At 71.9% G+C, this 25,579-nt stretch carries 19 protein-coding genes and 3 tRNA genes; 9 read left to right on the forward strand and 13 right to left on the reverse strand.

The window, feature by feature from the left end:
* Window positions 1–33 precede the first annotated feature (33 nt).
* From AB0D99_RS06230 to AB0D99_RS06240, 3 genes are all read right to left on the reverse strand, one after another.
* Window positions 34–1,974 (reverse strand): kelch motif-containing protein, encoded by a 1,941-nt coding sequence (locus tag AB0D99_RS06230; protein WP_362357469.1) that lies wholly within the window; start codon window positions 1,972–1,974, stop codon window positions 34–36.
* Window positions 1,971–3,815: a cellulose synthase catalytic subunit gene (locus AB0D99_RS06235; RefSeq protein ID WP_362357471.1), complete on the reverse strand. Its 1,845-nt coding sequence runs from the start codon at window positions 3,813–3,815 to the stop codon at window positions 1,971–1,973. Before AB0D99_RS06235 ends, AB0D99_RS06230 begins: the two co-directional genes overlap by 4 nt.
* A 247-nt stretch (window positions 3,816–4,062) precedes the next feature.
* Window positions 4,063–4,136, reverse strand: a tRNA-Lys gene (locus tag AB0D99_RS06240).
* A gap of 184 nt (window positions 4,137–4,320) precedes the next feature.
* On the opposite strand from AB0D99_RS06240, the gene AB0D99_RS06245 reads away from it, so the two are divergent.
* From AB0D99_RS06245 to AB0D99_RS06270, 6 genes are all read left to right on the forward strand, one after another.
* Complete coding sequence (locus AB0D99_RS06245) at window positions 4,321–5,754, forward strand: peptidoglycan-binding protein (RefSeq protein WP_362357473.1); 1,434 nt, start codon at window positions 4,321–4,323, stop codon at window positions 5,752–5,754.
* Between the two features lie 672 nt (window positions 5,755–6,426).
* Window positions 6,427–8,526, forward strand: coding sequence for an SPFH domain-containing protein (locus AB0D99_RS06250; protein WP_362357705.1), 2,100 nt, complete (start codon window positions 6,427–6,429; stop codon window positions 8,524–8,526).
* Between the two features lie 130 nt (window positions 8,527–8,656).
* Window positions 8,657–9,247 carry a lytic polysaccharide monooxygenase auxiliary activity family 9 protein gene (locus AB0D99_RS06255; RefSeq protein ID WP_362357475.1) on the forward strand — a complete coding sequence of 197 codons (591 nt, stop codon included), beginning with the start codon at window positions 8,657–8,659 and terminating at the stop codon, window positions 9,245–9,247.
* 25 nt (window positions 9,248–9,272) lie between these two features.
* On the forward strand, window positions 9,273–10,934 hold the full coding sequence (locus AB0D99_RS06260) for an AMP-binding protein (RefSeq protein WP_362357477.1): 1,662 nt from the start codon (window positions 9,273–9,275) through the stop codon (window positions 10,932–10,934).
* 71 nt (window positions 10,935–11,005) lie between these two features.
* Window positions 11,006–12,307: a sensor domain-containing protein gene (locus tag AB0D99_RS06265; protein ID WP_362357479.1), complete on the forward strand. Its 1,302-nt coding sequence runs from the start codon at window positions 11,006–11,008 to the stop codon at window positions 12,305–12,307.
* Window positions 12,238–12,900, forward strand: coding sequence for a response regulator transcription factor (locus AB0D99_RS06270; protein WP_362357481.1), 663 nt, complete (start codon window positions 12,238–12,240; stop codon window positions 12,898–12,900). Before AB0D99_RS06265 ends, AB0D99_RS06270 begins: the two co-directional genes overlap by 70 nt.
* A 55-nt stretch (window positions 12,901–12,955) precedes the next feature.
* On the opposite strand, the gene AB0D99_RS06275 is transcribed toward AB0D99_RS06270, so the two are convergent.
* The 6 genes from AB0D99_RS06275 to ehuB all read right to left on the reverse strand — a co-directional run bounded on the left by AB0D99_RS06275 (window position 12,956) and on the right by ehuB (window position 16,941).
* Window positions 12,956–13,029 (reverse strand) — tRNA-Lys (locus tag AB0D99_RS06275).
* A 74-nt stretch (window positions 13,030–13,103) separates the two neighbouring features.
* The gene (locus AB0D99_RS06280; protein WP_260229692.1) at window positions 13,104–13,862 is read right to left on the reverse strand and encodes an IclR family transcriptional regulator C-terminal domain-containing protein; all 759 of its coding nucleotides are present in this window, start codon (window positions 13,860–13,862) and stop codon (window positions 13,104–13,106) included.
* A 167-nt stretch (window positions 13,863–14,029) separates the two neighbouring features.
* Window positions 14,030–14,782 carry an ectoine/hydroxyectoine ABC transporter ATP-binding protein EhuA gene (gene ehuA / locus AB0D99_RS06285; RefSeq protein WP_362357484.1) on the reverse strand — a complete coding sequence of 251 codons (753 nt, stop codon included), beginning with the start codon at window positions 14,780–14,782 and terminating at the stop codon, window positions 14,030–14,032.
* On the reverse strand, window positions 14,772–15,422 hold the full coding sequence (gene ehuD / locus AB0D99_RS06290) for an ectoine/hydroxyectoine ABC transporter permease subunit EhuD (RefSeq protein ID WP_362357486.1): 651 nt from the start codon (window positions 15,420–15,422) through the stop codon (window positions 14,772–14,774). Before ehuD ends, ehuA begins: the two co-directional genes overlap by 11 nt.
* Complete coding sequence (gene ehuC / locus AB0D99_RS06295; RefSeq protein ID WP_362357488.1) at window positions 15,419–16,078, reverse strand: ectoine/hydroxyectoine ABC transporter permease subunit EhuC; 660 nt, start codon at window positions 16,076–16,078, stop codon at window positions 15,419–15,421. Before ehuC ends, ehuD begins: the two co-directional genes overlap by 4 nt.
* Entirely contained in the window at window positions 16,075–16,941 is an 867-nt protein-coding gene (gene ehuB / locus AB0D99_RS06300) for an ectoine/hydroxyectoine ABC transporter substrate-binding protein EhuB (RefSeq protein ID WP_362357490.1), read from the reverse strand. Before ehuB ends, ehuC begins: the two co-directional genes overlap by 4 nt.
* Window positions 16,942–17,055: 114 nt before the next feature.
* Here ehuB and AB0D99_RS06305 point away from each other — a divergent pair, with 114 nt between their 5' ends.
* Window positions 17,056–18,126 (forward strand): LLM class flavin-dependent oxidoreductase, encoded by a 1,071-nt coding sequence (locus AB0D99_RS06305; protein WP_362357492.1) that lies wholly within the window; start codon window positions 17,056–17,058, stop codon window positions 18,124–18,126.
* A gap of 34 nt (window positions 18,127–18,160) precedes the next feature.
* On the opposite strand, the gene AB0D99_RS06310 is transcribed toward AB0D99_RS06305, so the two are convergent.
* Window positions 18,161–18,826: a PLAT/LH2 domain-containing protein gene (locus AB0D99_RS06310; protein WP_362357494.1), complete on the reverse strand. Its 666-nt coding sequence runs from the start codon at window positions 18,824–18,826 to the stop codon at window positions 18,161–18,163.
* Window positions 18,827–19,353: 527 nt separating this feature from the next.
* Between AB0D99_RS06310 and AB0D99_RS06315 the strand changes: the two genes are divergently transcribed.
* Entirely contained in the window at window positions 19,354–21,051 is a 1,698-nt protein-coding gene (locus AB0D99_RS06315; RefSeq protein ID WP_362357496.1) for a glycosyl hydrolase family 18 protein, read from the forward strand.
* A 111-nt stretch (window positions 21,052–21,162) separates the two neighbouring features.
* Here the strand turns inward: AB0D99_RS06315 and AB0D99_RS06320 are convergent, their stop codons facing one another.
* The gene (locus AB0D99_RS06320) at window positions 21,163–22,971 is read right to left on the reverse strand and encodes an EAL domain-containing protein (protein WP_362357707.1); all 1,809 of its coding nucleotides are present in this window, start codon (window positions 22,969–22,971) and stop codon (window positions 21,163–21,165) included.
* A 422-nt stretch (window positions 22,972–23,393) separates the two neighbouring features.
* Here AB0D99_RS06320 and AB0D99_RS06325 point away from each other — a divergent pair, with 422 nt between their 5' ends.
* The gene (locus tag AB0D99_RS06325; protein ID WP_362357498.1) at window positions 23,394–24,644 is read left to right on the forward strand and encodes a M6 family metalloprotease domain-containing protein; all 1,251 of its coding nucleotides are present in this window, start codon (window positions 23,394–23,396) and stop codon (window positions 24,642–24,644) included.
* Between the two features lie 59 nt (window positions 24,645–24,703).
* Here AB0D99_RS06325 and AB0D99_RS06330 read toward each other — a convergent pair.
* Both AB0D99_RS06330 and AB0D99_RS06335 read right to left on the reverse strand, forming a co-directional pair.
* Window positions 24,704–24,777: transfer RNA gene (locus tag AB0D99_RS06330), tRNA-Lys, on the reverse strand.
* Entirely contained in the window at window positions 24,768–25,439 is a 672-nt protein-coding gene (locus tag AB0D99_RS06335; protein ID WP_362357500.1) for a bifunctional DNA primase/polymerase, read from the reverse strand. Before AB0D99_RS06335 ends, AB0D99_RS06330 begins: the two co-directional genes overlap by 10 nt.
* Between the last annotated feature and the right edge of the window lie 140 nt (window positions 25,440–25,579).

Below are 25,579 nucleotides of genomic sequence, written 5' to 3' on the forward strand. Positions count from 1 at the left end.
CCGGTCGTGACCGGTCGGCGCCGACGGACCCGGTCAGGGCACCCGCACCCAGCGGGCCTCGGAGGGGGTGCCGCGCGCGTCCGTCACGAAGAGCATGTACCAGCCGGACGGGACCAGCGCGCGGTTCTCCGGTACCCCGAGTTCGACCCCGTCGGCGGTCTTCCTCAGCGTCAGGGCGATCGTGCGCTGGTCGACGTCGGTGACGTGGGTGACGGCGCTCGGCCTGATCAGCTTCGCGGAGGTGATCGCCGCCGCCCGCTCCGTGCGGAACACCCCGGTGGTCCCGCGGGCGATCGCGCGCGGCCCTTCGCCGAGTTCGGGCCGGACGCCGTCGCGGTAGAGGTAGGGCGGGGTCCAGAGCTCGATGCGCTGCTCGAAGGCGCCGGGCCGGGTGTTCGCCGGGTCGGAGAAGAGCGAGTCCGAGCCGAAGATCATGACTCGGCCGTCGGGGAGCAGCAGGGAGCCCGAGTGGTAGTTGCGGCCCACTCTCGGGTCGGCGACGCGCGTGTACGTTCCGCTTCTCGGGTCGTAGGTCCGTGCCTGGAGGATGTCGGAGCCCCCGCGTCCCCGGTAGTCCTCCGAGCCGCCCGTGACGAACACGGTGTCGTCCGGGAGCAGGGAGGCGCTGGGGTAGCGGGTGCCCTTCTCCAGGGCGGGGCCGTCACGGAAGCGAGGGTCGGCGGCCTTCAGGTCGACGAGCCGGGTTCTGGCGCTGGCCTTGTCGGACTCGCCGACGCCACCGCCGCCGATCACCATGAACCGCTGGTCCTGGGCGGGCGGGAGCATGACGGTCGCGGAGGTCTCCATGCGGTCGGGGTCGCTCAGTCCGGGGACCTTGGTGAAGGTGTTCGTCCTCAGGTCCCAGATCCCGGGGTCGCGGCCGACGTCGGCGGGGCCGTAGCCGGCGTTCGAACCCGAGTAGAAGAGCTTGCCGTTCGACATCAGGAAGATCGCCGGGTAGGTCGGGAAGCGCCGTTCGATCCCGGTGTACGTCCACTTCCTCGTCCGCGGGTCGTAGATCTCGTCCTTGCCGGGCACGATCTGCCCGATCTCGTCGAGTCCGGAGAGGGCGAGGACGCGGCCGTCCCGGAGCGTGGTGAGGGTGGGGTACCAGCGGGCCTCGTTCATCGGGTCGACGGTGATGTACCGCTCGGCGACGGGATCGAACTCGTAGGCCTCCCTGATCCCCTGGAAGTCCTTCTTGTCCAGGGCGAGTTTCTGCGCGATGCCGTACACGTTGCGCGCGTCGGAGCCCTTCATGCCGGCCACCCGGTAGTTGTCCTCGGTGCCGGTCTCGTACGCCTTCCCGGACCGCTCGGCCTCGACGTAGATGCGCCCGAGGCCGGGGGTGTTGTGGAGGAAGCGCCCGGTGCTCCGGTCGAAGACCTTGGTGGCGCGTTCGACCAGGACGGGGTCCTTGGAGACGAAGGTCCTGCCGTTCGCCTTTCCGGTGAAGCGGGTGCCCGCGGGCAGGGTGATCGGCTTGTCCGGGTCCTCGTTGTGGACGATCATCAGGCCGCCGGCCTTGGTGACGTCGCCCTCCAGCTTCTCGTACCGCTTCGTGCCGCCCGCCACCAGGAGCTTCCCGTCCGGCAGTTGGGTGTGCCCGGCGCAGAACATGTCCTTCGGGGTCGGGATCTTCGTGAAGTTCCCGGTCTTCGGGTCCCACAGCACCGACTCGAACTTCTTCGCGTCGAAGTTCTTCTGGTTGTTTCCCGAGCCGGCGATCAGCAGCACCTTCCCGGTGTGCAGCAGGGCGGCGTGGATGGCGTTGACCCGGAACTCCGCCGGCACGTCGAGGAAGTCCCAGCGGCCGTTCGCCGCCTTGTACCCGGGCCGGTCGATGGCGTACTCGTGGTAGCGCTCGGAGCCGAACCGCCACAGGGCGGGTGCGTTCATCCCGGCGACCGCGACGATCACGGCGGCCCCGATCGCCACCCGCCGGAGCCGGTTGCGACGCGCGTCGGCGATCATTCCTTACGCCCTCCCAGCGCGCTCTCCACGGGCGGTTGCGATGCCTCGGCCCGGCGGGGCCGCTGCGCCGGTACGTGGACGGCCGCGACCGGAGCCTCGGCGCGCCGCCGCCGCTCCGCATGGATGCCGTACCGCCAGGCGAGGATCGGCGCCGCGGTGATCAGCAGCGCCAGCGAGGCCCAAGTGATCATCGCGGGATGGTCGTGCCCGAGGACGAACGCGGAGGCGAGCGAACCCCCGAAGACGACGATGAAGAAGAGATGGATCCGGAAGGTGCCGAAGAGGGTGTCCGGGCTCGACGAGTCGCCCTTGGGCGTCACCACGAACGAGCTCTTGCGTCGCAGCACGGCGTCCATCAGCGAGCGGGCGTAGATCGGCGCGGAGAGGGCCGACATCATCATGCCGGCCAGACCGCCGGAGCCCTCGGGCTCGTGCGGCGAGACGTTGTGCCGGCGGTTCCAGACGTAGAGCCCGATCTGGAGCGCGGAGGCGTTGCCGTACAGCATCATCCACATCGCCGGGTCGATCTGGACGCCCGAGGCGCCCATGCCCAGGAAGAGCGCGCAGCTCAGCGCGGCGAGGATCCAGTTGAGGGCCGACATCGGATAGAAGATGATCATCATGGTGTAGTTGAAGAGCTTGCCGGGCGGCAGCGTCCCGAAGCCCTTCCAGTACTGCTTGAGGATGGTCTCGTACGTCCCGCGGGACCAGCGCAGTTGCTGGGTGAAGAAGTCGGTCCAGGCGGTGGGGCCCTCGCCGACGGCGAGCACGTCGGGCGTGTACACCGAGCGCCACTTGCGGCCCGTGGCGGGGTTGCGGTGCCGGTGCATCTCGAATCCGGTCGCCATGTCCTCGGTGATCGAGTCGTACAGTCCGCCGATCTGCTGGAGCGCCCGGATCCGCACGGCGTTGGAGGTGCCGACGAACATCGGCGCGCCGTAACGGTTGCCGGCGCGCTGGATCAGGGCGTGGAAGAGGAACTGCTGGGACTCGGCGGCCTTGGTGACGAAGGTGTCGTAGTTGCCGTAGACCTGCGGCCCGATGACGAAGCCGACGTCCGGGTCGCGGAACCAACCGAGCATCCGTTCCAGGTAGTTGGGGAGCGGGACGTGGTCGGTGTCGACGGAGGCGAAGAAGTCGTAGTCGTCGCCGTGCGCCTGCAGCCACGCGTTGTAGTTGCCGTGCTTGGTCTTCGCGCGGTGCGGCCCCTCGGACTGGTTCCAGGCGGGGACGCCCTTCCGGGTGAAGTGGCGCACCCCGAGCCGCGCGCAGACCGCCTTGACCTCGGGGTCGTCGCCCTCGTCGAGCAGCCAGACGTGCAGGGGTCCGCGGTGGCGGATCTTCACGGCCGCCCGGAGGGTCTTCGTCACCATGGTGAGCGGTTCCTTGCCGGGGACGAAGGAGGTGAGGAAGGCGACCCGGGTGCCGGCCTCGGGGACCACGGGGACCGGGTCGCGGGCGACCAGGGTCGCGTGGGCGTTCGACAGGACGTTCATGGTGCGGAAGAGCTCGATCAGGCCGATCGACACCAGCATCACGATGTCGAGGGCGCGGAGCAGGTCGTCGTCGAGGTTCGGGTCCCGCTCGGTCCAGTGCTGAGGCTGCATCAGCCAGACGAACAGGCCGAGCGACACGAGCGGCGCGGCGCCGAGCAGAAGCGCGGCGCGCAGCCGGTGCGGTTCCTGGGAGATCAGCGAGCGGTAGCGCACCCGGTAGGGCCGGCTCGGATCGGGCTCGGTCAGTGGTCCGGCGAGCCGGCTGTAGTGCTCGTAGTCGTAGCGTGGCAGTGTCGTCACGGAACGGAGCCGGGTACCCCCGGCGGGCGTCCATGCAGACGTCATGAGCCCATCCCCCCGTGCGCGGCCGCGGGCGGGGCCCCCACCCCGCACTCGACGCGGCCACACGTCGTCCCCAACCCCCCAGGGACGAAGCCAGAGTCCACGACCCCGCTTCTTGATCGCAAGGGCGAAACAAGCTGTTTACCGCCCAAAGCCGGGCGCTCTGGTTCCGCTGTGACGAAAGGGACGACGCGGGCTCATGAGACGACCGAGGCCCCCTCACTGATGGTGAGGGGGCCTCGACTGCGCGTGCGCCGCCAGGGACTCGAACCCCGGACCCGCTGATTAAGAGTCAGCTGCTCTAACCAACTGAGCTAGCGGCGCCTGCTGACCTGCGTAACTCTACCCGACGTCCGGGGGTGGTTCCGACCATTACCGGTCCCTCCCGGCCTGTCGGATGGTCGTATCAGGCCGTCGATCCGTCAAAATGCGATATGTCCAGACAGTTGAGACACTGGCGCCCGTGCACCAGCGCCCAAAGATCTTGACGAGTGTGGAGGGGAATCGCATGAGCCTTCCGGTCTTCGAGGAGTTCGAGCCCGCGGCCGACTGCGGCTGCGCGGGCTGCACCGGGCAGCGGCGCGATCGCGCCCTTGGCCTGCCCGTACGCGCCGGGGGACACCCGGCGGCACACGGCGCGCGCCGCGCGCTGGTCCTGGTGACGGCGGCGGGCGTGGTCCTGGGGGGAGGGGGCGCGCTGGCGACCGAGGCGGGGGCGGCGGGCCCGGTGAGGGGCGCGGCCGGTGGACATCCGGCCGGTGCGGTGGACGGGGTGGGCGGACGGGCCGGCCTGCCGGTGGCCCTGGCGACGGTGCCCGGGCCCGACACGCCGCAGGGAGGCGCGGGCCCGCTGCACGGCGGAGCACACGGGCCCGGCTCCGTTCCGCAGCCCCCGAGCGGCGGCGACCCGACGACCGGTCAGGTCTCCGCCCAGCCCCTGCGGAAGACCACCCGCGCCGAGATCATCAACCGCGCCAAGCGGTGGGTGAGCGCGCAGGTCCCCTACTCCATGGAGACGTACTGGTCCGACGGCTACCGCCAGGACTGCTCGGGCTACATCTCGATGGCGTGGAACCTGCCCGGCAACGAGTGGACCGGCAGCCTGGACGGCTTCGCCGAGCGGATCGACCGGGCGGATCTCCAGCCCGGCGACATGCTCCTCTTCCACAACCCGGCCGATCCGGCCAAGGGCTCGCACGTCACGCTCTTCGGCGGGTGGACGGACCACACCCACACGTCGTACATCGCGTACGAGCAGACCAAGCCCCGCACGCGTCGGCAGGCCACGCCGCTCGCCTACTGGGTCGACGCGGACCGGTACGTGGCCTACCGCTACAAGGGAGTGGTCAGCGCCCAGCGCGGTGGCGCGTCCCCGACGACGGTGCCGCAGCCGGGCGCCGCCGCCGCGAAGACGACCCCGTACCCCGGCGCGGCGATGTTCGGGCCCGGCGCGAACAACGCCCACGTCACCCAGCTCGGGCGGCTGCTGATCGCGCGGGGAGCGAAGCCGTACTACACCCAGGGCCCCGGTCCGCGCTGGGGCGAGGCGGACCGTCGGGCGACCCAGGCGTTCCAGCGGGCGCAGGGCTGGAAGGGCGCGGAGGCGGACGGACTTCCGGGGCCCGCGACCTGGCGGCTCCTGGTGTCCGGGCAGGGCCGGAGCATCGGCGGTTCGAGTGGTTCCGGCGGCCCGAGCACAGATGCGCAGGGGTTCCCCGGGCGTGGCTACTTCCGTCCGGGCCAATCCAACGCATATGTGGAGAAGCTGGGCAAGCAGCTGGTGAAGCGGGGCTACGGCAAGCACTACCTGTCGGGTCCCGGTCCGCGCTGGGGCGAGGCGGACCGTCGCAATGTCGAGGCGTTCCAGCGGGCACAGGGATGGCGCGGCGGCGCGGCCGACGGCCACCCGGGCCCGGAGACCTGGCGGCGCCTGTTTCGATGACCCCGAGAACATGAGGTGGATCCCATGACCCGTTCGACCCCAGACCCCGACTCGGGCGCGGCGGCGAGCCGCGACGCGGCCCGGTCGGCGATCCGCCTGACGGACGAGACGCGCCCACCGAGACGGCACCTGCCGGAGACCTCCCGCAACGGCCCGGCGCCGGGGGCGGGCGGGGACGACGGTTCCCGCGCCGCGGCCCCGGAGGGGCAGGCGGACGGCGTCACGGGTGAGGACCGCGCGAACGAGGGACCGGTTCCGTCGCCCGCGTCCGGGGCGGCCGGCCCCGCGGGCCCGCTGAACGCGACCGCGGACCGCGCGTCGGGGTCCGGCGCGGACCGGACCGGCGCGGACGACCGCGCCCGAGCCGGCGCCGGCGTGGGCGTGTCGGGGACGGCGGGCGCCGGTCCGGACGCGCCGGCGGGCGCCTCGGCTCCGGCCGCCGGTCTCGGTCAGGGCAACCGGGCCGGTTCGGCCGGGGCCTCGACGACCGGTACGTCACCGGAGGCGGGCGGCGGCGCCGGAGCGTCCGGTGCGACGGGGTCCGGCGCGGACGGCCGGCCCGGCGCGTCGGCGGTCGCCGGTGGTGCGGCGGGGGTTGTTCCGGACGAGCGGTCCGGCCGGCCCGCCGCCTCGGCGGGTACCCCGGGCGCGACCTCCGGCGCGGACGACCGGATCGTTTCCGCCGCGACGTCGGCACCCGCCTCGGGGGCACCGGTCACGACGGGCGGCGAGGCCCGTCGGCCCGGTTCGCCCGGCGCGGCGAGCACGTCGGCTGGGGGCGCGGACGGGAGTTCGGGCGCGACGGCGGCCGATGCCGGCCACCGGCCCGGTTCGCCCGGCGCCGCCGCGGGCGGTGCGGCCGGGACGGACGCCCGGCCCGGTTCTCCCGTCGGCCCGGCGGGTCCGGCTCCCGGCTCGGATGTGCACGGTGGGCCGGGGGCGGAACCCGGTGTCCCCGCCGACTGGCCCGGCTCGCCGTGGGGTTCGGTGACCCTGTCGGGCGGCCCGCAGGCGCCCGGCGTGTCCACGGCACCCGACGGAGCGCCCGGGACCGGCCGGCCCGGTTCCCCCGTCTTGTCGGCGGCCCGGTCGGGCGCGCCGGGCGCGGCGGTCGGCGCGGCTGCGCGGAACGGCGCACCCGTGCCCGCTACCGGCCCGGACCACCGGCCCGGTGCTCCCGCCGCCGGTTCGGTCCCCTCGTCGGAGACCGTCACCACGCCGAGCGGCCCGGGCTCGCGGACCGGCGTGTCGGCCGCCGCCGGGAGCGGTCCGGCGCCCGGATCGACCGTCGCCCAGGCGAGTTCGGGGAAGCCGACCGGCGGGGCGCGCACGGCGGAGGCGCCGAGCGCGCGGTCCGACGGGTCCTCTGCCCCCGAGAGCGCGCGGTCCGGTTCCGTGACCCCGCCCACCGCGTCGGTCATGCCCGGTGGCGCGGCCGGTCGGCCCGACGGGCCGGGAGCCGGCAAGGGTGAGCGGCCCCGCACCGACGACCGGCCCGGTTCGCCCGCCGACCCGGCGGGCAAGCCCGTCGCGGTCGGGGCCGTGGGCGAGTTGCGGCGGATCATCGGGGTGGCCGACGTCGGTGTGATCGCGGTGCCGGTCGCCGCGGAGGCGCTCGCCGCGCCCGCCGCGCCCGCCCCGCCCACCGCGGTCGCGGCCATCGCGCCGCGGATCGGGGGCCGGCGGAAGACCGTGATCGGGGCCGAGACCACCGGGTCGATCCCCGTCCACCTGCTCTTCCGGGACGAGCCCGAGCCGGACGACGACGGCGGGCCCGCCACCATCGCCATGGCACCCCCCGTCGCGGCCAGGGCCGTCATCCCCGCACCCGCCCGCCCCGAGCCCTCCCGCCCCGCCCCCACCGCCGACCCCAAACTCGTCGAGCGCGAAGGCGCCGTCCTGCCCGGCTGGATCGGGGTGGTCGGCGGTCTTCTCGCGCTCGCCGGGTGCGCGTCCGTCCTGTGGTGGGCCGGGGCGGTGCCCGCGGAACTGGCCAGGATGCTCCGGGTGACCCCGCGTCCGTACCACGGCATCCACCTCGGGCAGTGGGCCCTGCTCGCCCTCGGTGTGCTGGCCGTCCTGTTCACCCTCGGGGGTCTCGGCCGCGGCCGTGTCGGCTACGCCTGGGTCCTCACCCTCTTCGGCGACTACCGCGGCAGCGTCCGCCGCACGGGGCTCGTCTGGGTCAGCCCCCTCCTCCTGCGCCGCCGCGTCGACGTCCGGCTCCGCCACTGGCGCAGCGAGCCGCTCACGGCGGTGGACGCCAAGGGCACGGCCCTGCGCGTCGTCGTCCTCGTCGTCTGGCGCGTCCGCGACACCGTCCGTGCCGCCCTCGGGGTCGACGGTCACGAGGAGTACCTGCGCGAGCAGGTGGAGGCGGCGATGGCCCGGGTGCTGTCCCAGCTCCCGGCGGACGCCTTCCACGAGGACGCCCCGACCCTCCGCGACGCCGAGGCCGTCGGCGAGGCCCTGACCCGGATGCTCTCCGCGGAGTGCGCCCCGGTGGGCATCGACGTGTTCTCGGCGCAGCCGACCCGTATCGAGTACGCCCCCGAGGTCGCGGCCGCGATGCAGCGCCGGCGGATCGCCGCGATCGACGCCAAGCACCGGGACAGCGTGCTGACCTCCGTCGTGGACGCGGTGGACGACGTGGTCCACCGGCTGACCACGCGTGGTCTGGTCGAACTGGACGACTACGAGCGCAAGGCGCTGGTCAAGGACCTGACGGTGGCCTTCTACACCGGCCGTACCGGTCCTGTGGAAGGCGCGTGATTGGTATGGACATGTTCAACTTCCGTCAATACCTTGGTACTTGGTCTAGACCGGAATAGCTCCTACCGCACCACACCGCACGCGTGCACCACGGGTCACCGAACTCCCCCACGTTCACCTGGAGTGACACATGCGCAAAAAGATAGGCGTGGCGGCGGTGGCGCTCGGCGTCGCCGGCGCCTCGCTCTTCGCCACGAGCAGTGCCAGTAGCCACGGCTACACCGACTCCCCGATCAGCCGCCAGAAGCTCTGCGCCAACGGCACCGTGACGAACTGCGGAAACATCCAGTGGGAACCGCAGTCCGTCGAGGGCCTCAAGGGCTTCCCCGCCGCCGGACCCGCCGACGGGAAGATCTGTTCCGCCGGTCTCTCGCAGTTCGCCCAGCTCGACGACCCCCGCGGTGGCGCCTGGCCCACCACGAGGGTCACGGCGGGGCAGAGCTTCAACTTCCGCTGGCAGTTCACCGCCCGCCACAGCACCACCGACTTCAAGTACTACATCACCAAGAACGGCTGGAACGGCACGCAGAAGCTCACGCGGGCCGCGCTCGACCCCCAGCCGTTCCTCACCGTCCCGTACAACAACCAGCAGCCGCCGGCCACGCTCTCGCACTCCGGGACCATCCCGGCGGGCAAGACCGGCAGGCACCTGATCCTGGCGGTGTGGACGATCGCGGACACCGCGAACGCCTTCTACGCCTGCTCGGATGTTCAGTTCTGACGGATAGTCAGTTATCGTCCGGCGCATGACCGTGGCGGAGCTCGTGCAGCGTCAGTGGGGCGATCACAGGGTCGGACTGAGGAGCCACGAGACGGTCCTCACCCACCACCAGGTCGCCGCCGGTGCCGCCGCGCGTGCCGCGCTGCTCGTCGATCTGCTGCCCCGGGGTGCCGAGCCGCACCTCGGGGTACTCCTCGACAACACACCGGAATTCCCGCTCTGGCTGAGCGCGGCGGCCCTCGCGGGGGCCGCCGTCGCCGGCATCAACCCCACCCGCCGGGGCGCCGAACTCGCCCGCGACATCGTCCACACCGACTGCCGTGTCCTGGTCACCCAGCGCGCGTACCTTCCCCTGCTCGACGGGCTCCCCCTGCCGGGCGTACGGGTGCTGGTGACCGACACCGACGCGTACCACGCGCTCCTCGCCCCCTTCGAGGACGCCGAGCCGGGCGAGGCCGTGGCCCGCCCGGTGCGCCCCGACAGCCGGCTGCTCCTGTACTTCACCTCGGGCTCGACCGGCGCCCCCAAGGCGGCGATCTGCAGCCAGGGGCGCCTCGCGGCCGCGGGCGCCTCGCTCGTCTCCCACTTCCGGCTGCGGCCCGAGGACGTGCACTACATCTGCATGCCGATGTTCCACGGCAACGCGGTCATCGCGGACTGGGCCCCGGCGCTCGCCGCCGGAGCGACCGTGGCGCTGCGCGCCCGGTTCTCGGCCTCCCGCTTCCTGGCGGACGTCCAGGAGTTCGAGGCGACGTACTTCACCTACGTGGGGCGCGCGGTGCAGTACCTGCTCGCCACACCGCCGCGCCCCGACGACCGCGAGCACCGACTGCGCCTCGGCTTCGGCACGGAGGCGGGGGCGGTGGACGCGGCCCGATTCCAGGAACGGTTCGGGGCCCGGCTCGTCGAGGGGTACGGCTCCTCCGAGGGAGGCGCGGCGATCCAGCGGACCCCGGACACCCCGACCGGGGCCATCGGCCGGGCCGCGCCCGGGGACGACCTCGCGGTGGTGGACCCGGCGACCGGGAAGGAGTGCGAGACCGCCGATCTCTCACCCGAAGGCCGGCTCCTCAACGCCTCCGCCGCCATCGGCGAACTGGTCAACCGCGGCCGAAACCCCTTCGAGGGCTACTGGCGCAACCCCGAGGCGGAGTCGGCCCGGCTGCGCGGAGGCTGGTACTGGACCGGCGACCTCTTCTACCAGGACACCGACGGCTTCCTCTACTTCGCGGGACGGACGGACGACAGGCTGCGCGTCGACAGCGAGAACCTCGCCGCGGCCGTGATCGAGCAGATCCTCTCCCGCTGGGACCGGGCCGCCGGCGTCGCCGTCTACGCGATACCCGACCCGGTCGCGGGGGACCAGGTGATGACCGCGATCTCCCTGCGCGAGGGCGCGACCTTCGACCCGGCCGCCTTCCAGGACTTCCTCGCCGCCCAGCCGGACCTGGGCACCAAGATGCCGCCGCGGTTCGTACGCCTCGTCCCCGCACTGCCCCTGACGGCCACGAACAAGATCCACCGCGTGGCCCTGCGCCGGGAGGCGTTCCTCTGCGCGGACCCGGTCTGGTGGCGCCCCGAGGCCGGGAGCCCGTACGAGCCCCTGACCCCGGAGGCGCTCACCGGGCTCCGCGGCGCGTACGCCGCACACGGCCGGTCACCCCTGGGGCCCGGCGCCCGGGGGTAGGGCCAGGCATACCCCCGTACACCCACCAGACCGATGGTCCCGCCCGCGGACCCGGCCCTACGGTGGGGGCCATGGAGCCCCGAAACCCCTGGCAGGCCCTCACCCGGCCCCGATTCCCGCGCGGCGAGTGGCCCTGGCGGTCCGCCGGCTACCTCGCCACCGGCGCGGTCACCGGAGCGGCCGCCCTCCTGGTCCTGCTCCTCCTCGTCGTCTTCTCCTTCGTCCTCGTCGGGCTCCCGCTCCTGCTCCTCGCCGGGGTGGCCCTCGGCGGCGTCGAGCGCCGACGGCTCCGGCTCGTCGACCTCGACCCGGCCACCGATCCGCACCGCGTCCCCGACACCCCCGGCCTCGCCGCCTGGCTCCGCGTCCGGGTCAGGGAACAGGCCACCTGGCGGGAGCTCGCGTACGCCGTTCTGCACGCCACCGTCCTGTGGCCGCTGGACCTGATCGTCCTCGCCGTCGCCCTCGGCCTGCCCGCCGCACTGATCACCACCCCTCTCCAGCTCGCCGCCGACGGGGAGGAGGCCAAGGTCGTCAAGGCGTACCTGGTCACCTCCTATCCGCAGGCGTTCGCCGCCGCCCTCCTCGGAGCGGTCCTCCTCGTCGCCCTCCTCTACCCGCTCGCGGCCCTCGCCGGCGCCCGCGCCGCCCTGAGCCGCGCCCTGCTCGCCCCCCGCGAGGCCGAACTGAGGGACAGGATCGGCGAGGTCACCGCCTCGCGGGCCCGGCTCGTCGACGCCTTCGAGGCCGAGCGGCGCCGGATCGAGCGCGATCTCCACGACGGCGCGCAGCAACGCCTGGTCGCCCTCACCATGACCCTGGGCCTCGCCCGCCTCGACGCCCCGCCGGGACCCCTCGCCGACCAGCTCACCGAGGCCCACGCGGAGGCCGGCCGGGTCCTGACCGAGCTGCGCGAACTGATCCACGGCATCCACCCGCAGGTGCTCGCCGACTACGGCCTGGGCGCGGCCCTCGCCGACGCCGCCGACCGCTCCGCCGTCCCCGTCGGCACCGACATCGACCTGCCCCGGCTGCCCACCGCCGTCGAGAGCGCCGGCTACTTCGCCGTCTGCGAGGCCCTCGCCAACGTCGGCAAGCACAGCGGCGCCACCGAGGTCCGGATCACCGCCCGCCACGCGTCCCGGCGACTGCGCATCGACATCGAGGACGACGGCAGGGGAGGAGCGGACCCGGAGCGGGGAAGCGGCCTCACCGGACTCGCCGACCGCCTCGCCGTCCTCGATGGCACACTGACGATCATCAGCCCGGTCGGCGGCCCGACCCTCCTGCGAGTGGAGATCCCTTGTCCCGCACCGCCCGATCGCTCCGTGTCGTCCTCGCCGAGGACAGCGTCCTCCTCCGCGAAGGGCTGATCGGGCTGCTGGCCCGCTTCGGCCACGAGGTCGTCGCTGCGGTCGGTGACGCCGACGGGCTGCACGCGGCCGTCACCGAGCACGATCCGGACATCGTCGTCACCGACGTCCGGATGCCGCCCGGCTTCCAGGACGAGGGGCTGCGCGCCGCGGTCGCCCTACGGGCCGACCGCCCGGGTCTGCCCGTCCTCGTCCTCAGCCAGTACGTGCAGCGGACCTACGCCGCGGACCTCCTGGACGCGGGCGACGGCACCGGGGTCGGCTACCTCCTCAAGGACAGGGTCGGCCAGGTCGAGGAGTTCCTGGACGCCCTCACCCGGGTCGCGGAGGGCGGAACGGTCGTGGACCCCGAGGTCGTACGGCAGCTGCTGCGCCGCCACCGCGATCCGCTGGAGGCGCTGACCCCGCGCGAGCGCGAGGTCCTGGCCCTGGTCGCCGAAGGGCACTCGAACGGAGAGATCGCCCGCCGGCTCGTCGTCACCGAGGCGGCCGTCGGCAAGCACATCGGCAACATCCTGGGGAAGCTGGACCTGCCGCCCGCCGAGGACACCCACCGCCGGGTCCTCGCCGTCCTCACTTACCTGCGGGCCTGACCGGCCCGGGCACACGAAGAAGCCCCCCGCTCGCGCGAGGGGCTTCTTCCGTCTGTGCGCCGCCAGGGACTCGAACCCCGGACCCGCTGATTAAGAGTCAGCTGCTCTAACCAACTGAGCTAGCGGCGCCTGCTGACAGAGAAAATACTACCTGGTCCTCGGGGGTGGTTCCGACCACCACCGCCGAGGACCGGTCGCGTGTCTCAGATCGCCAGCGAGAGCACCACGGGAGCGGCCCGTCGGTTCAGTGTGTCCGCCGCCGACCGCAGCCGGTGGGCATGCTCGATCGGCAGGGAGAGCGCCAGGCAGCCCACGGCCGCACCGGCCGTCAGCGGGACCGCCGCGCAGACCGTGCCGACGGCGTACTCCTGGAGGTCGAGCACCGGGACGGTCGGCGGCTGGCTGTCCAGCTTGGAGAAGAGCACCTTCTCGTTGGTGATCGTGCGGGACGTGAGCCGGGCGATCTTGTGACGCGAGAGGTGGTCCCGACGGCCGTTCTGGTCCAGCTGCGTCAGCAGGCACTTGCCGACCGCGCTCGCATGGGCGGCCGAGCGGAAGTCCACCCACTCGTTGACCGCGGGCGTGCGCGGGCCGGCGGCGAACTGGGTGATCTTCACCTCGCCGTCGATGTACCGGCTGATGTAGACCGCGGCGCCCACGGAGTCGCGCAGCTCGGTCAGCGTCTCCTGGAGCTTGCCCTCCAGTGCCTCGCGCCGGGTGAGGCCGGAGCCCAGGAGGACCAGCGAATCGCCGATCACATAGGCGCCGTCGGCGACCTGCTCGACGTACCCCTCGCGCCGGAGCATCAGCAGCAGGGAGGACAGATGGGCGACGGGCAGACCGGTCTCACGAGCGATCTGGACGTCCGTCACCCCGCCACCGTGCCGCGAGACCGTCTCGAGGACGCGCAGGGCGTATTGCACCGAGTGGAACGGCGCGGTGGGCTCGGGCTTCAGCGCCACGGTTTCCCCCTACCAGGTTGTGACCGCAAGCTTCCGTACCACGATAGCCGCCAAGGCCCCTTTTCGGGGCGGCTGTTGGCGAGAATAGTGCGGCGCCCCAGCGGCATACGCTGGGGCGCACCACCCTGGCATATGCCAGAGTCAAAGCACTACCGCAGAGTCTGAGGTCAGAGGACCGCGCCGAGAAACTCGCGAGTACGGGGATGCTCGGGATCCGAGAAGATTTTTTCTGGCGAACCGGACTCGATCACCCTTCCCGCGTCGAACATCAGGACCTCGTCCGAGATGTCACGGGCGAAGTTCATCTCGTGCGTCACACAGATCATGGTGATGTCCGTCGACGCGGCGATCTCCCGGAGCAGGTCCAGCACTCCCGCCACGAGCTCCGGGTCCAGCGCCGAGGTCACCTCGTCGAGGAGCAGAACACTCGGCTCCATCGCCAACGCCCGCGCGATGGCGACCCGCTGCTGCTGGCCGCCGGACAGCTGCGCGGGCTTGGCCTCGCACTTGTCGCCCAGGCCGACCATGTCGAGCAGTTCCCGCCCGCGTGCCTCCGCCTCCTCGCGGCTCTTCCCGAGGACCCGGACGGGAGCCTCGGTGATGTTGCGCAGAACGTCCATGTGCGGGAAGAGGTTGAAGTGCTGGAAGACCATTCCGATCTTCTTCCGCGCCTCCCGCCGGTGCTTCTCGTCCGCCGGGTACAGCGTTCCTCCGTTGACCCGAATGGTGCCCTTGTCGGGTTTCTCCAGGGTCATCAGGAGCCGCAGGATCGTCGTCTTTCCGGAACCGGAGGGTCCGATCAGCGTGACGTGCTTGCCGGGGCGGACGGAGAAATTGAGATCGTCGAGGACCGTCTGATCGCCGAAGCGCTTGGTGACGTTCTCGAAACGAATGAGGGCATTCTCGGAATCAGTGGACAAGACGGCGCTCCAGAGTGCGGATGAGAAGAGAGGCGGGATACGCGACCAGGACGAAGGCCACACCGATCACCGTGAGCGGCTCGGTGTACTGGAAGGTGGCGGCCGATTCCAGCCGGGACTGCTGGAGGAGCTCCAGCACGCTGATTCCGGCCAGCAGCGGGGTGTCCTTGAGCATCGCGATGACGTAGTTGCCGAGCGCGGGCGCGATCCGGCGCAGAGCCTGCGGGAGGATCACCGTCAGCCAGGTCCGGTGGCGAGGCAGGCTGAGCGCCTTCGCCGCCTCCCACTGCCCGGCGGGCACGGCGTCGATGCCGGCCCGGTAGACCTGGGCGGTGTACGTCGAGTAGTGCAGCCCGATCGCGAGCGTGCCGGTGGTCAGCGCGGAGAACTGCACGCCCCACTCCGGCAGCACGAAGAAGAGGAAGAAGAGCTGGACGAGCAGCGGGGTGGTGCGGATGAACTCGGTGACGGCGTGCACCGGCCAGCGCACGAGCCGGCTGTGGGCCCGGAAGCCGATCGCCCACACCAGTCCCAGGGAGAACGAGATCAGCGAGCCGAGCGCCAGTACCTGGAGCGTGACGAGCAGCCCGTCCCAGAAGCGCGGCATGAAGTCCGCCACCGCGGACCAGTCCCAGTTCACTTGGTCATCACTCCCAGGTTCGCCTTGCCCCGTCGCTCCAGCGCCTTCATCGAGCGGGTGATCACCAGCGCGATCACGAAGTACACGACCAGCGTCACGGTGTAGATCCCGCCGCTCTCCTGCGTCGCGAGCCGCACGAGGTACGCCGCGAAGGAGACGTCGCCGACGCCGAGCAGGGAGACGAGGGCGGTGCCCTTGAGCAGCTCGACCAGCAGGTTGCAGAAGGACGGCATCATCTCGGGCACGGCCTGCGGGAGCAGGACGAGCCGCAGCCGCTGCCAGGGCGTGAAGCTGAGCGCGACCCCCGCCTCGCGCTGCGCCTTCGGTACGGCGTTCAGGGCGCCGCGGACGATCTCGGCGCCGTAGGCGCCGTAGGAGAGGCCGAGCGCGAGGATCGCCGCCCACATCGGGACGAGCTGCCAGCCGACCAGCGGCGGCAGCACGAAGAAGAGCCAGAACATCAGGATCAGCGCGGAGGTGCCGCGGAAGACCTCGGTGTAGAACCCGGCCAGGAAGCGGACGAAGCGGGAGCGGTGGGTGCGGGCGGTGCCGACGGTGAACGCGACGGCGGCGGCGAGCGCGGCGGAGGCGATCAGGAGCTGGAGGGTGATCCAGATGCCGGGCAGGACCCAGTTCTGCCAGAGTCCGGCGGTCATCGGCACAGCTCCTCGGCGGTCATGGTGGTCATCTCGGCCTCGGTGAAGCCGAAGCGCCGCAGGATCCGGAAGAGCTCACCGCTCTTCTTCATCCGGTGCAGCTCGCTGTTGAAGGCGTCCCGCAGCGCGGTGTCGGTGGGGCGGAACGCGAAGCCGCCGCCGTCGATCTTCTTCTTGCCGTCGACGACCGCGGCGAAGGGCTCGGTGGCCTCGGCCTTCGAGGACTTGCGGACGACCGAGCGGGCGGTCAGCGCCGTGCCGGCGAAGACGTCGACGCGGCCGGACTCGACCGCGTTCAGGCCGGCGACCTGGTCCTGGAGGATCACGATGTCCTTCTCGGCGTACCCGGCCGCGACGGCGTACGCGATCTGGGCGTAGCCGCTGCCGGTGGCGAAGCGCGCCCCGGCGCGCACCGCGTCCTCGTACGAGCGGATGTTCTTCGGGTTGCCCTTCGGGACGATGAAGGAGTCGAGCATCTGGTACTCGGGGTCGGCGAAGAGCACCTGGGCGCAGCGCTCCTTGTTGATGTACATCCCCGCCGAGACGACGTCGAACTGCTGGGAGTTGAGCCCGGGTATGAGCGAGGCGAAGTCGGTGGCCACCGGCTGGACGCGGGTGATGCCGAGCCTGCCGAAGATCACCCGGGCCAGCTCGGGAGCCTCGCCGGTGAAGGCGCCCTGCTCGTCGACGTAGCCGTACGGGACCTCGCCCGCGATGCCGAGGCGGACGGTGTCCTGGGATCTGAGTCGGCCGAGGGTGTCGCCGGAGGCGACGCGGGCACAGCCGACCGCGCCGGTCGCCGCCGCGGCCGCCGTTCCCCACAGCATCGTCCGCCGCCGTATCAGTTGGGTTGTTCGAGGCATGGGCGCGCGGCTACCCGAAGCCGAACAGCTCATTCCTGTCGGCCGGTGGAATAACCGGAGACACCCTCCTGTTCTCTCTGCCGGTACGTACTACTGGCAGAAGGGGCGTCAAGGGTGAGCGACGCGATTCGGGGCACGGCACACGGGGACTCGCCCGTACCGCTGTCCGTACTGGACCTGGTGACCGTCGGCAGCGGCCGGACCGCGAGCCAGGCGCTGGCCACCAGCGTCGAGATCAGCAAGCTCGCCGAGCGGCGGGGCTACCACCGCCACTGGGTCGCCGAACACCACTCCATGCCCGGCGTCGCCTCCTCCTCGCCGGCCGTGATCCTGGCCCATCTGGCCGCGCACACCCGCCGTATCCGGCTCGGCTCCGGGGGCGTCATGCTCCCCAACCACGCGCCGTTGGTGATCGCCGAGCAGTTCGGCACGCTGGAGGCGTTCGCCCCGGGCCGCGTCGACCTCGGGCTCGGCCGTGCGCCCGGCACCGACGGCGCCACGGCCGCCGCCCTGCGCCGGACCCGGACCCTGAACGAGGGCGCGGACGACTTTCCGCAGCAGCTGGCCGAGCTGACCCGCTTCCTGGACGACGACTTCCCCGACGGCCACCCGTACTCCCGGATCCACGCCGTGCCCGGCCCGGTGCAGGGCCCCTCCGGGCGGCCACCGGTCTGGCTGCTCGGATCCTCCGGCTTCAGCGCCCGCCTCGCCGGGATGCTCGGCCTGCCGTTCGCCTTCGCCCACCACTTCTCGGCCCGGAACACGATCCCCGCGCTCGACCTCTACCGGGAGTCCTTCCGGCCCTCGGAGGTCCTCGACGCGCCGTACGCGCTCATCGGTGTCGCGGCCCTCGCCCACGAGGACCCGAACGAGGCCCGCCGCCAGGTCATGACCGGCGCGCTGTCGATGCTGCGGCTCCGCACCGGCCGGCCGGGTCTGATCCCGACCCCGGAGGAGGCGGAGGCGTACCCCTTCAGCCCGACGGAGCGGGACTTCGTGGACGACTGGCTGGCGAACATCGTCTTCGGCACGCCGGACGAGGTGCGGACCGGCCTGGACGATCTGCGCAAGCGGACCGGCGCCGACGAGCTGATGATCACGGCCAACGCGCACGGGGGCGATGTCCGGCTGCGGAGCTACGAGTTGATCGCGGACGCGTACGGAATGCCGGACGGAGACCTGTAGGCGGGTTCCGCGACGGGATCTCCCGGGGCGGCCGTCACGGCGCACTCCGGGAGAGGGGCCCCTCCGGGCTGTACTCCGTGAACGCGGGGACGCCGTCGTCCGGCGGCGACTCGCCGCCGGTGATCCACAGCCGGGCCGGGGCGTCAGCCGGTCGCCAGACCGCCGTGTATCCGCCGGGCCCGGTCACGCGCACATCGGACTCCACCGCCCAGGCGTCCTCGCCTCCCTTCCACAGCTGGAGGGAGGCCGGCCGGCCGAAGCCGGCGGGTGTGGTGATCGCGTACGAGTCGCGGGCGCCGGCCTCGAAGTCGTTGTGCCCGCTGGTGTCGAGGACCGTCCAGGCCGAGGTGCGCCCGGCCTCGTCGGTGAGCCGCCCCTGGACGTCGCTGTCGGTGCCGGCCCCTTCGGAGTCGGCCGTCGCGACGGTCACCTGGTAGGCGGCCGGCCCGGCCTCGGGCGAGGAATCGGGCACGGATCCGGGCGTGGACGCCGACGGGTCCGGGACCGGCGAGACGGGGCCGGAGGGCGGAGTCCCGGCGGCGGTCTCCTCGGGGTCCGCCGAACCCGGGACCAGGGCGCCGACCACGAGACCACCCGCCGCGCAGGCCACGAGCGCGGCTGCGGCCCATACCCCTCTCGGCACCCGGCCGGAGCGCGGGCGCCGCTGCGCCCTCCCGGGTTCCGCGACGGGAGCGAACACGTGGACGTCGATCCGTGGCAGCGGACGGGTCGACGCCACCTCCGGGGGCGCGTCGCCTCTTCCCCGCGCACCCGCCGGCGACGGCGGCAGGACCTCCGTCGCGTCCGGGTCCCACTCGGGGTGCTGTCCGCCACCTGCCGGGCCGTTCCCACGCACTTCCGCAACTCCCCGTCGTTCCGCCTGCAGACCGCGGGGCACCCTAGACCACCGCCGACCGGACATGATCTTGGTGACCATCACGCGGACACGTCGCACCGGGTAAAAGCTGGGTTTCGGGGGCGGGTTGGTTCACTCGCGAACCAACCGGAGCGTCTTCCCTAACGGAACCTTAAACCGCTCGTCACTCGTGGTGGCGGTCGGCTCCGTTCTGTGCTGGGCCCCCTCGAAAGGGGCCTGACAAGGGCTTTCGTCCGCCAATTGGTCTAGTCCTCAATCTGGTTCAGACCATTGACGCACTGTTCACGCGGCCGCTATCACTTCTCCAACTGCTGTACCGCGTACCCCTCGTACCCCCTCGGAGGCCGCACGTGCACCCCCGTAAGCCCTTGATAGCCGCGCTCGTGAGCACGGCCCTCGCCGCAGGCGCGCTGGCCGCCACCGTCGGCATCGGCTCCGCCTCGGCGGCCGGTTCCGGCACCACCGCCACGGCGGCCGCCGACGGCAACGTCCGCATCGCGTACTACGACCAGTGGAGCGTGTACGGGAACGCCTTCTACCCCAAGCACCTCGACACCCGGGGCATCGCGAGCAAGCTGGACATCATCAACTACTCGTTCGGCAACATCCACCCCACCAACCTCACCTGTTTCATGGCCAACAAGGCCGCGGGTGACGACAACAACCCCAACGCGGGTGACGGTGCGGGCGACTCCTACGCCGACTACCAGAAGTCCTTCAGCGCGGCCGACAGCGTGGACGGCGTGGCCGACACCTGGAACCAGCCGATCGTGGGCGTCTTCAACCAGTTCAAGGAGCTGAAGGCGAAGTACCCCCACCTGAAGATCAACATCTCGCTCGGCGGCTGGACCTACTCGAAGTACTTCCACGACGCGGCGAAGACCGACGCCAGCCGCAAGAAGCTGGTCTCCTCCTGCATCGACCAGTACCTCAAGGGCAACCTCCCGGTCGAGGGCGGCTTCGGCGGCGCCGGCACCGCCGCGGGCATCTTCGACGGCATCGACATCGACTGGGAGTACCCCGGCTCCGAGGGCGGCCACCTCGGCAACCACTACGGCCCCGAGGACAAGCAGAACTTCACCCTCCTCCTCGCCGAGTTCCGCAAGCAGCTCGACGAGTACGGCGCGGCCAACGGCGGCAAGGAGTACATGCTGACCGCGGCCCTCCCGGCCGGCCAGGACAAGATCAAGCACATCGAGACGGACAAGATCGGCGCGTACCTCGACTACGCGAACATCATGACGTACGACATGCACGGCGCCTGGGACGGCGACGGGCCGACGTACCACCAGTCCCCGCTCCACTCCGGCTCCAACGACCCGACCGACCCGATCGCGCCGGGCACCGAGAAGTACTCGATCGACAACGCGATCGACTCCTGGATCGACGGCAAGCCGGCCTACGGCATCGCGGGCGGCTTCCCCGCCAACAAGCTGACCCTCGGCTACGAGTTCTACTACCGCGGCTGGAAGGGCGTCCCAGCGGGCTCCGCCAACGGCCTGGCCCAGTCCGCGACCGGCGGCTCCAACGCCCGCCCGCTCAGCCAGCAGGCCGGCATCGCCCACTACAAGGAGCTCGGCGGCATCGTCGACAACGCGGCGACCACCTTCTGGGACGACCAGGCCAAGTCGTCGTACTTCTACAAGGACGGCGAGTTCTTCACCGGCCTGAACCAGCGCTCCATCCAGGCCCGGGTGGACTACGGCAAGCAGCGCGGCCTGGCCGGCGCGATGATGTACTCGCTCCTCGGCCTGGACAACAACATCACGCTGCTGAACCAGATCAACGACGCGCTCGGCGCCACCACCGTCCCGCCGACCACCCCGCCGACCACGCCTCCCACCACCACGCCTCCGACCACCACCCCGCCCACGACGCCTCCGACCGGCTGCGGCTCCGTCCCGGCCTACGTGGCGGGCAACGTCTACACCGGCGGCAGCGTGGTCTCCCACAACGGCCGCAAGTGGCTGGCCCAGTGGTGGACCCAGAACGAGACGCCGGGCACGACCGGCGAGTGGGGCGTCTGGAAGGACCAGGGAGCCTGCTGATCCCGGCCCCCACCCCGCAATGACCACTGCCCCCGCCCGGATGTCCCTCCGGCCGGGGGCAGTATCCATGCCCGGGCGGCGCCGGAGGCGTGGGCGGACGCGGCGCGCGGTTCACACGCGCAGCGTCGTGGATCCGATCAGCTCCGCGATGCGGTCCGGGGTCACCGCGCGCGAATAGAGCCAGCCCTGCCCCGTGTCACAGCCGATCCGGCGCAGCCGGGTCGCCTGGCCCGAGGTCTCCACGCACTCGGCGGTCACCGTCAGGCCCAGCCGGTGCGCGAGCTGCACCAGGGCCTCCACGATCAGCTCGTCCGCCGGGTTGGCGTGCGCCTCGTCCTGGAAGCCACGGACGAACGAGCCGTCCAGCTTGAGCACCGAGACCGGCAGCCGGCTCAGGTACGCCAGGTTCGAGTAGCCGGTGCCGAAGTCGTCGATCGCGATCCGCACCCCCATGTCGCTCAGCGCCTGGAGCGCCTGGAGCGGCCGTCCCGCGGAGCCCATCACGGCGGACTCGGTCAGTTCCAACTGGAGCAGATGCGGGGGGAGTCCGGTCTCCGCAAGGATGCCCGCCACGTCCGCCACCAGATCCGAGTCCCAGACCTGGCGCACCGCCACGTTGACGCTCACGAACAGCGGCCGCTCGCGCGGATGGTCCTTCTGCCACTGCCTGGCCTGCGCGCACGCCGTCCGCAGCACCCACCGCCCCAGCTCGACGATCGAGCCGTCCTCCTCGGCGATCCCGACGAACCGATTCGGCGGAAGCGTGCCGAACTGCGGGTGGTTCCAGCGCACCAGCGCCTCCACCCCGTGCACCGTGCCGTCGGCCAGACCGACCAGCGGCTGGTACTCCAGCCCGAACTCCCCGCGCTCCACGGCCGGTCGGAGTGTGGAGGAGAGCGCCTGCCGGGTCATCCGGTGCGCGTTGCGCTCGGGGTCGAAGAGGGTCCAGCGGGCCTTTCCGTCGGCCTTCGCCCAGTACAGCGTGGTGTCCGCGGCCTGCATCAGCCCCGTCGCGGTCGTCCCGCGGGCGCCCCGCTCCACCACCCCGATCGAGGCCGAGACCGAGAGGCGCTGGCCGGCCAGATCGAAGGGCTGCTGGAGCGCGCAGAGCACCGACTGCGCCAGATCGGCGAGCTGTTCGGTCCCCGTGGAGTCCTCGACGAGGATCGCGAACTCGTCGCCGCCGAGCCGTGCCACCAGGTGCCCACCGCTCCGGGTGTATCCGTCGTTGTCCGCGCACTCCGTCAGGCGCGCGGCCACCGCGGCGAGCAGCCGGTCGCCGATCCGGTGCCCCATGGTGTCGTTGACGGCCTTGAAGCCGTCGAGGTCGAGGTAGCAGAGGCCGATCCGCCCTGTTCCGCCATGCCCGTACGACGAGTACGACTCGTGCGACAGGTGCGACGATCGGATGTCCAGGAGGCCGTCCTCCTGCGAAGCCGCCTCCAGGGCGACCGAGAGCCGCTCGAAGAAGAGCGTGCGGTTGGGCAGCCGGGTCACCGGGTCGTGCATCTGGAGGTGGCGTAGCCGGGCCTGGAGTTCGCGCCGGTCGCTGATGTCCGCGATCGAGAGGAGGACGCGGCGGCTGTCGGGTACGGGGGAGACCGTGACCTCGGCCCAGAGCGAGCGTCCGTCGGGGTGCTTGAGCCGGCGCGTGCAGCGGAAGCGGGAACGGCGGCCGCGCAGCACCTCGCGGTACGCGTGCCAGGTGCGGCCGTCGGCGGCGAGGTCGACGAGATCGGCGGCGGCCTGCTCGGTGAGCGCGTCGGCCTCGGTGCCGAGGAGGGTGCCGAGCGCTTCGTTGGCGGCGACGACGAGGCCGTTCTGGTCGACCACGGCCATGGCGAGCTGGGCTGCCCGGAAGGCGGCGCGGTAGTCGTGGAGTTCGGCGTCGATCGAGAGCGCGTCATGACGCTCCGTGATCGGGGGCGCGGGCTCCCGTGCGGGCGAGAGCTGGGTGTGCACCGGTCCTTCGGGGGTTCCGCTCACCGCTCGCTCCCGTAGTGCGGTTGGGCCGTACAGGCGTGGTCGGGATGGGGTCGGCCAAGGAAAGTGTGCCGATCATAGGGGCAGCCCCGGGGGCTATTCCAGCTCCGTGGACCGCCTCCCGCCCGACCGGGGGGTGACTCTCCCCGCCGCGCACACCTGGCCGATCGTTTCTGCGCGGGTCTGACGCGGGACGGCGAGGGCCTGACCGATTGTGACGTTCCGTGAGCCGTAGAGGGCGCGTGTCGCGTCGACGCCGTGTCGTGCGCTCACCCGACTGGGGCAGCGGAAAAGTGCGAAACGGTTCAAATCGGCACAAGGTGGATGACGTATCCCCGATTCAGGAGACGGAGGTCCACGTGAGGGGTCAGCAGACACCCGGGGGAGTGGAACGGCCGCGGCTGCGTGCCTCCGCGGCGGCCTTCACCTCCCTCGTGGCGCTCGCCGCGACCGGGCTCGTGGCGGGCCCCGCCGTGGGCGCGTCCGCGGCCGGTCCCTGCGCCCTGCCGCGTACCGCCGCGCACCACTCGCTGGGCCTCGACACCTGGAACGGCTCCTACCCGCAGCCCGTCCGCAGCCTGGACGCGGTCATGATCTTCCTGTCCTTCCCGGACTCCACCCCGCTGACCAGCCCCGACGAGCTGGCGGCCGACCACTTTCCGAGCACGAGCGACTTCTTCCGGCGCGCTTCGTACGGCCGCTTCGCGCTGCACCCCGAGACCCGGCGCGAGTGGACGCCGATGCCGCATGCCTCCACGGCGTACGCCATACAGCGGGACTGGGAGGCGGGGAAGCGCGCCGCCTATCTGCGGGACGCCCTCGCGGCGGCGGACGACCAGGTCGACTTCTCGCGGTACGACATCGTCTACCTGGTCGCCGACCCGGACGCGCCGGGAGTCGACTCCGACGCCACGAAGGTCGTCAACCTGGAGTCCCCGCTGACGGTGGACGGCACGGAGATCAAACGGGTCGTCACCGTCTTCGAGCGGCACCCCCCGGACCGGAACGTGCTGGCGCACGAGACGGGCCATGTCTTCGACCTGCCGGATCTCTACCACCGGCCGATGGACGGCAAGGGCGACTGGGACACCCATGTGGGTGACTGGGACGTCATGGGCAGCCAGTTCGGTCTCGCCCCGGACCTCTTCGGCTGGCACAAGTGGAAGCTGGGCTGGCTGGACCGGAGCCATGTGGTCTGTGTGCAGGGTCCGGGGACGCGGCTGCTCAGCCTGGAGTCGCTGGCGGCGGCCCCGGTGGCCGGTGGCACGGTCGGCAAACGGCTCGCGGTCGTACGGACCGGGGTGGGCACCGCGCTCGCGATCGAGGCCCGGGGCTCGACCGGGAACGACCAGGACACCTGCACGGAGGGGGTGCTGATCTACCGCGTGCGGAACGAGGCGGCGTCCGGGGACGGTCCGGTCGAGGTCGTGGACACCCATCCGAAGACCGAGGCGTGCTGGGACCGCTCGGTGTACCCGCCGCTGGCGGACGCGCCGCTCGGCGTCGGGGAGTCGTTCACGGTGCCGGGGGAGGGCGCCCGGGTGCAGGTGGTGGACCGGACGCCGGCGGGCGCGTGGACGGTGAAGGTGACGCTGCCGGAGGACGCCTGAGGCGCCGGAGCCGGAACACGAAGAAGCCCCTCGCTCGCGCGAGGGGCTTCTTCCGTCTGTGCGCCGCCAGGGACTCGAACCCCGGACCCGCTGATTAAGAGTCAGCTGCTCTAACCAACTGAGCTAGCGGCGCCTGCTGACGTCGTAGACCTTAGCATCCTGATCGGCGGGAGGAAAAATCGATATCCGCACGTCGGCGGCGGATGCCGCCCGGACGGCCCGGACGCAGGCCCAGAGCAGGACCTCGGGCCCCGGGAGCCAGGGGTGCCGGGTGTCCGGCGCGACCACCCAGCGGGGGCCGGCGGGCTCCAGCGGCGTCAGCGGGGGGATGGTCACGGCGTCTCCTGCCCCGTGGCAGAGCGGCGGCGGAACGGCGTCGCCCCACTCCTCCCAGTGGAGCAGGGACGGTAAGCGCTGGGCGGTCCCCGGCGCGGCGAAGAGCAGCATCCGGCCCCGGTGGACGGCGACGGGCCCGGTGCCCGGCCCCTCCGACCAGAGCCGTTCGAGCATCCGCCGCCCGAACAGCGCGTCCACGTTCACCACGTCGAAGACCGTGCCGCAGGGGAGTACGGCGGGGGCGGTGGGCCTGGCCTCCCAGAGGGCGAGCGTGGAGCGCGGGAACGCGGCCGCGGAGGCGAGCCAGTCGGCACCGGCACAGGTGACGTGCGCGGTGTGATGCCGCCCCTCGTCGCCCCGGCGCAGGAAGCGGAAGATGTCGGGCCGGTCCGTGCGCCGCTCGTCGGTGTCGCTCTGGGCCGGGCTCAGGGGGGTCTCGTCTCGCAGCCATGCGCTCATGGAGCAAGATCTACCGGGAGTGACGGCGCGCTTTCCGAGGGTTGCCGGAAACCGGGACAGAGTGGCTGCGGGAGGAGTATCTTTCGCCCCGGCATATGCCACCTCGCAGGGCGGAAGGCCGCCGAGCCGGTGCGGCCCGG

The sequence above is a fragment of the Streptomyces sp. NPDC047971 genome (assembly GCF_040653355.1).
GTDB lineage: Bacteria > Actinomycetota > Actinomycetes > Streptomycetales > Streptomycetaceae > Streptomyces.

Excerpts from the sequence above, each read along its gene's own strand:
- AB0D99_RS06230 (WP_362357469.1), bottom strand. The coding sequence starts at position 1,974 with ATGATCGCCGACGCGCGTCGCAACCGGCTCCGGCGGGTGGCGATCGGG.
- AB0D99_RS06235 (WP_362357471.1), bottom strand. The coding sequence starts at position 3,815 with ATGACGTCTGCATGGACGCCCGCCGGGGGTACCCGGCTCCGTTCCGTG.
- AB0D99_RS06245 (WP_362357473.1), top strand. The coding sequence starts at position 4,321 with ATGAGCCTTCCGGTCTTCGAGGAGTTCGAGCCCGCGGCCGACTGCGGC.
- AB0D99_RS06255 (WP_362357475.1), top strand. The coding sequence starts at position 8,657 with ATGCGCAAAAAGATAGGCGTGGCGGCGGTGGCGCTCGGCGTCGCCGGC.
- AB0D99_RS06260 (WP_362357477.1), top strand. The coding sequence starts at position 9,273 with ATGACCGTGGCGGAGCTCGTGCAGCGTCAGTGGGGCGATCACAGGGTC.
- AB0D99_RS06265 (WP_362357479.1), top strand. The coding sequence starts at position 11,006 with ATGGAGCCCCGAAACCCCTGGCAGGCCCTCACCCGGCCCCGATTCCCG.
- ehuC (WP_362357488.1), bottom strand. The coding sequence starts at position 16,078 with ATGACCGCCGGACTCTGGCAGAACTGGGTCCTGCCCGGCATCTGGATC.
- ehuB (WP_362357490.1), bottom strand. The coding sequence starts at position 16,941 with ATGCCTCGAACAACCCAACTGATACGGCGGCGGACGATGCTGTGGGGA.
- AB0D99_RS06335 (WP_362357500.1), bottom strand. The coding sequence starts at position 25,439 with ATGAGCGCATGGCTGCGAGACGAGACCCCCCTGAGCCCGGCCCAGAGC.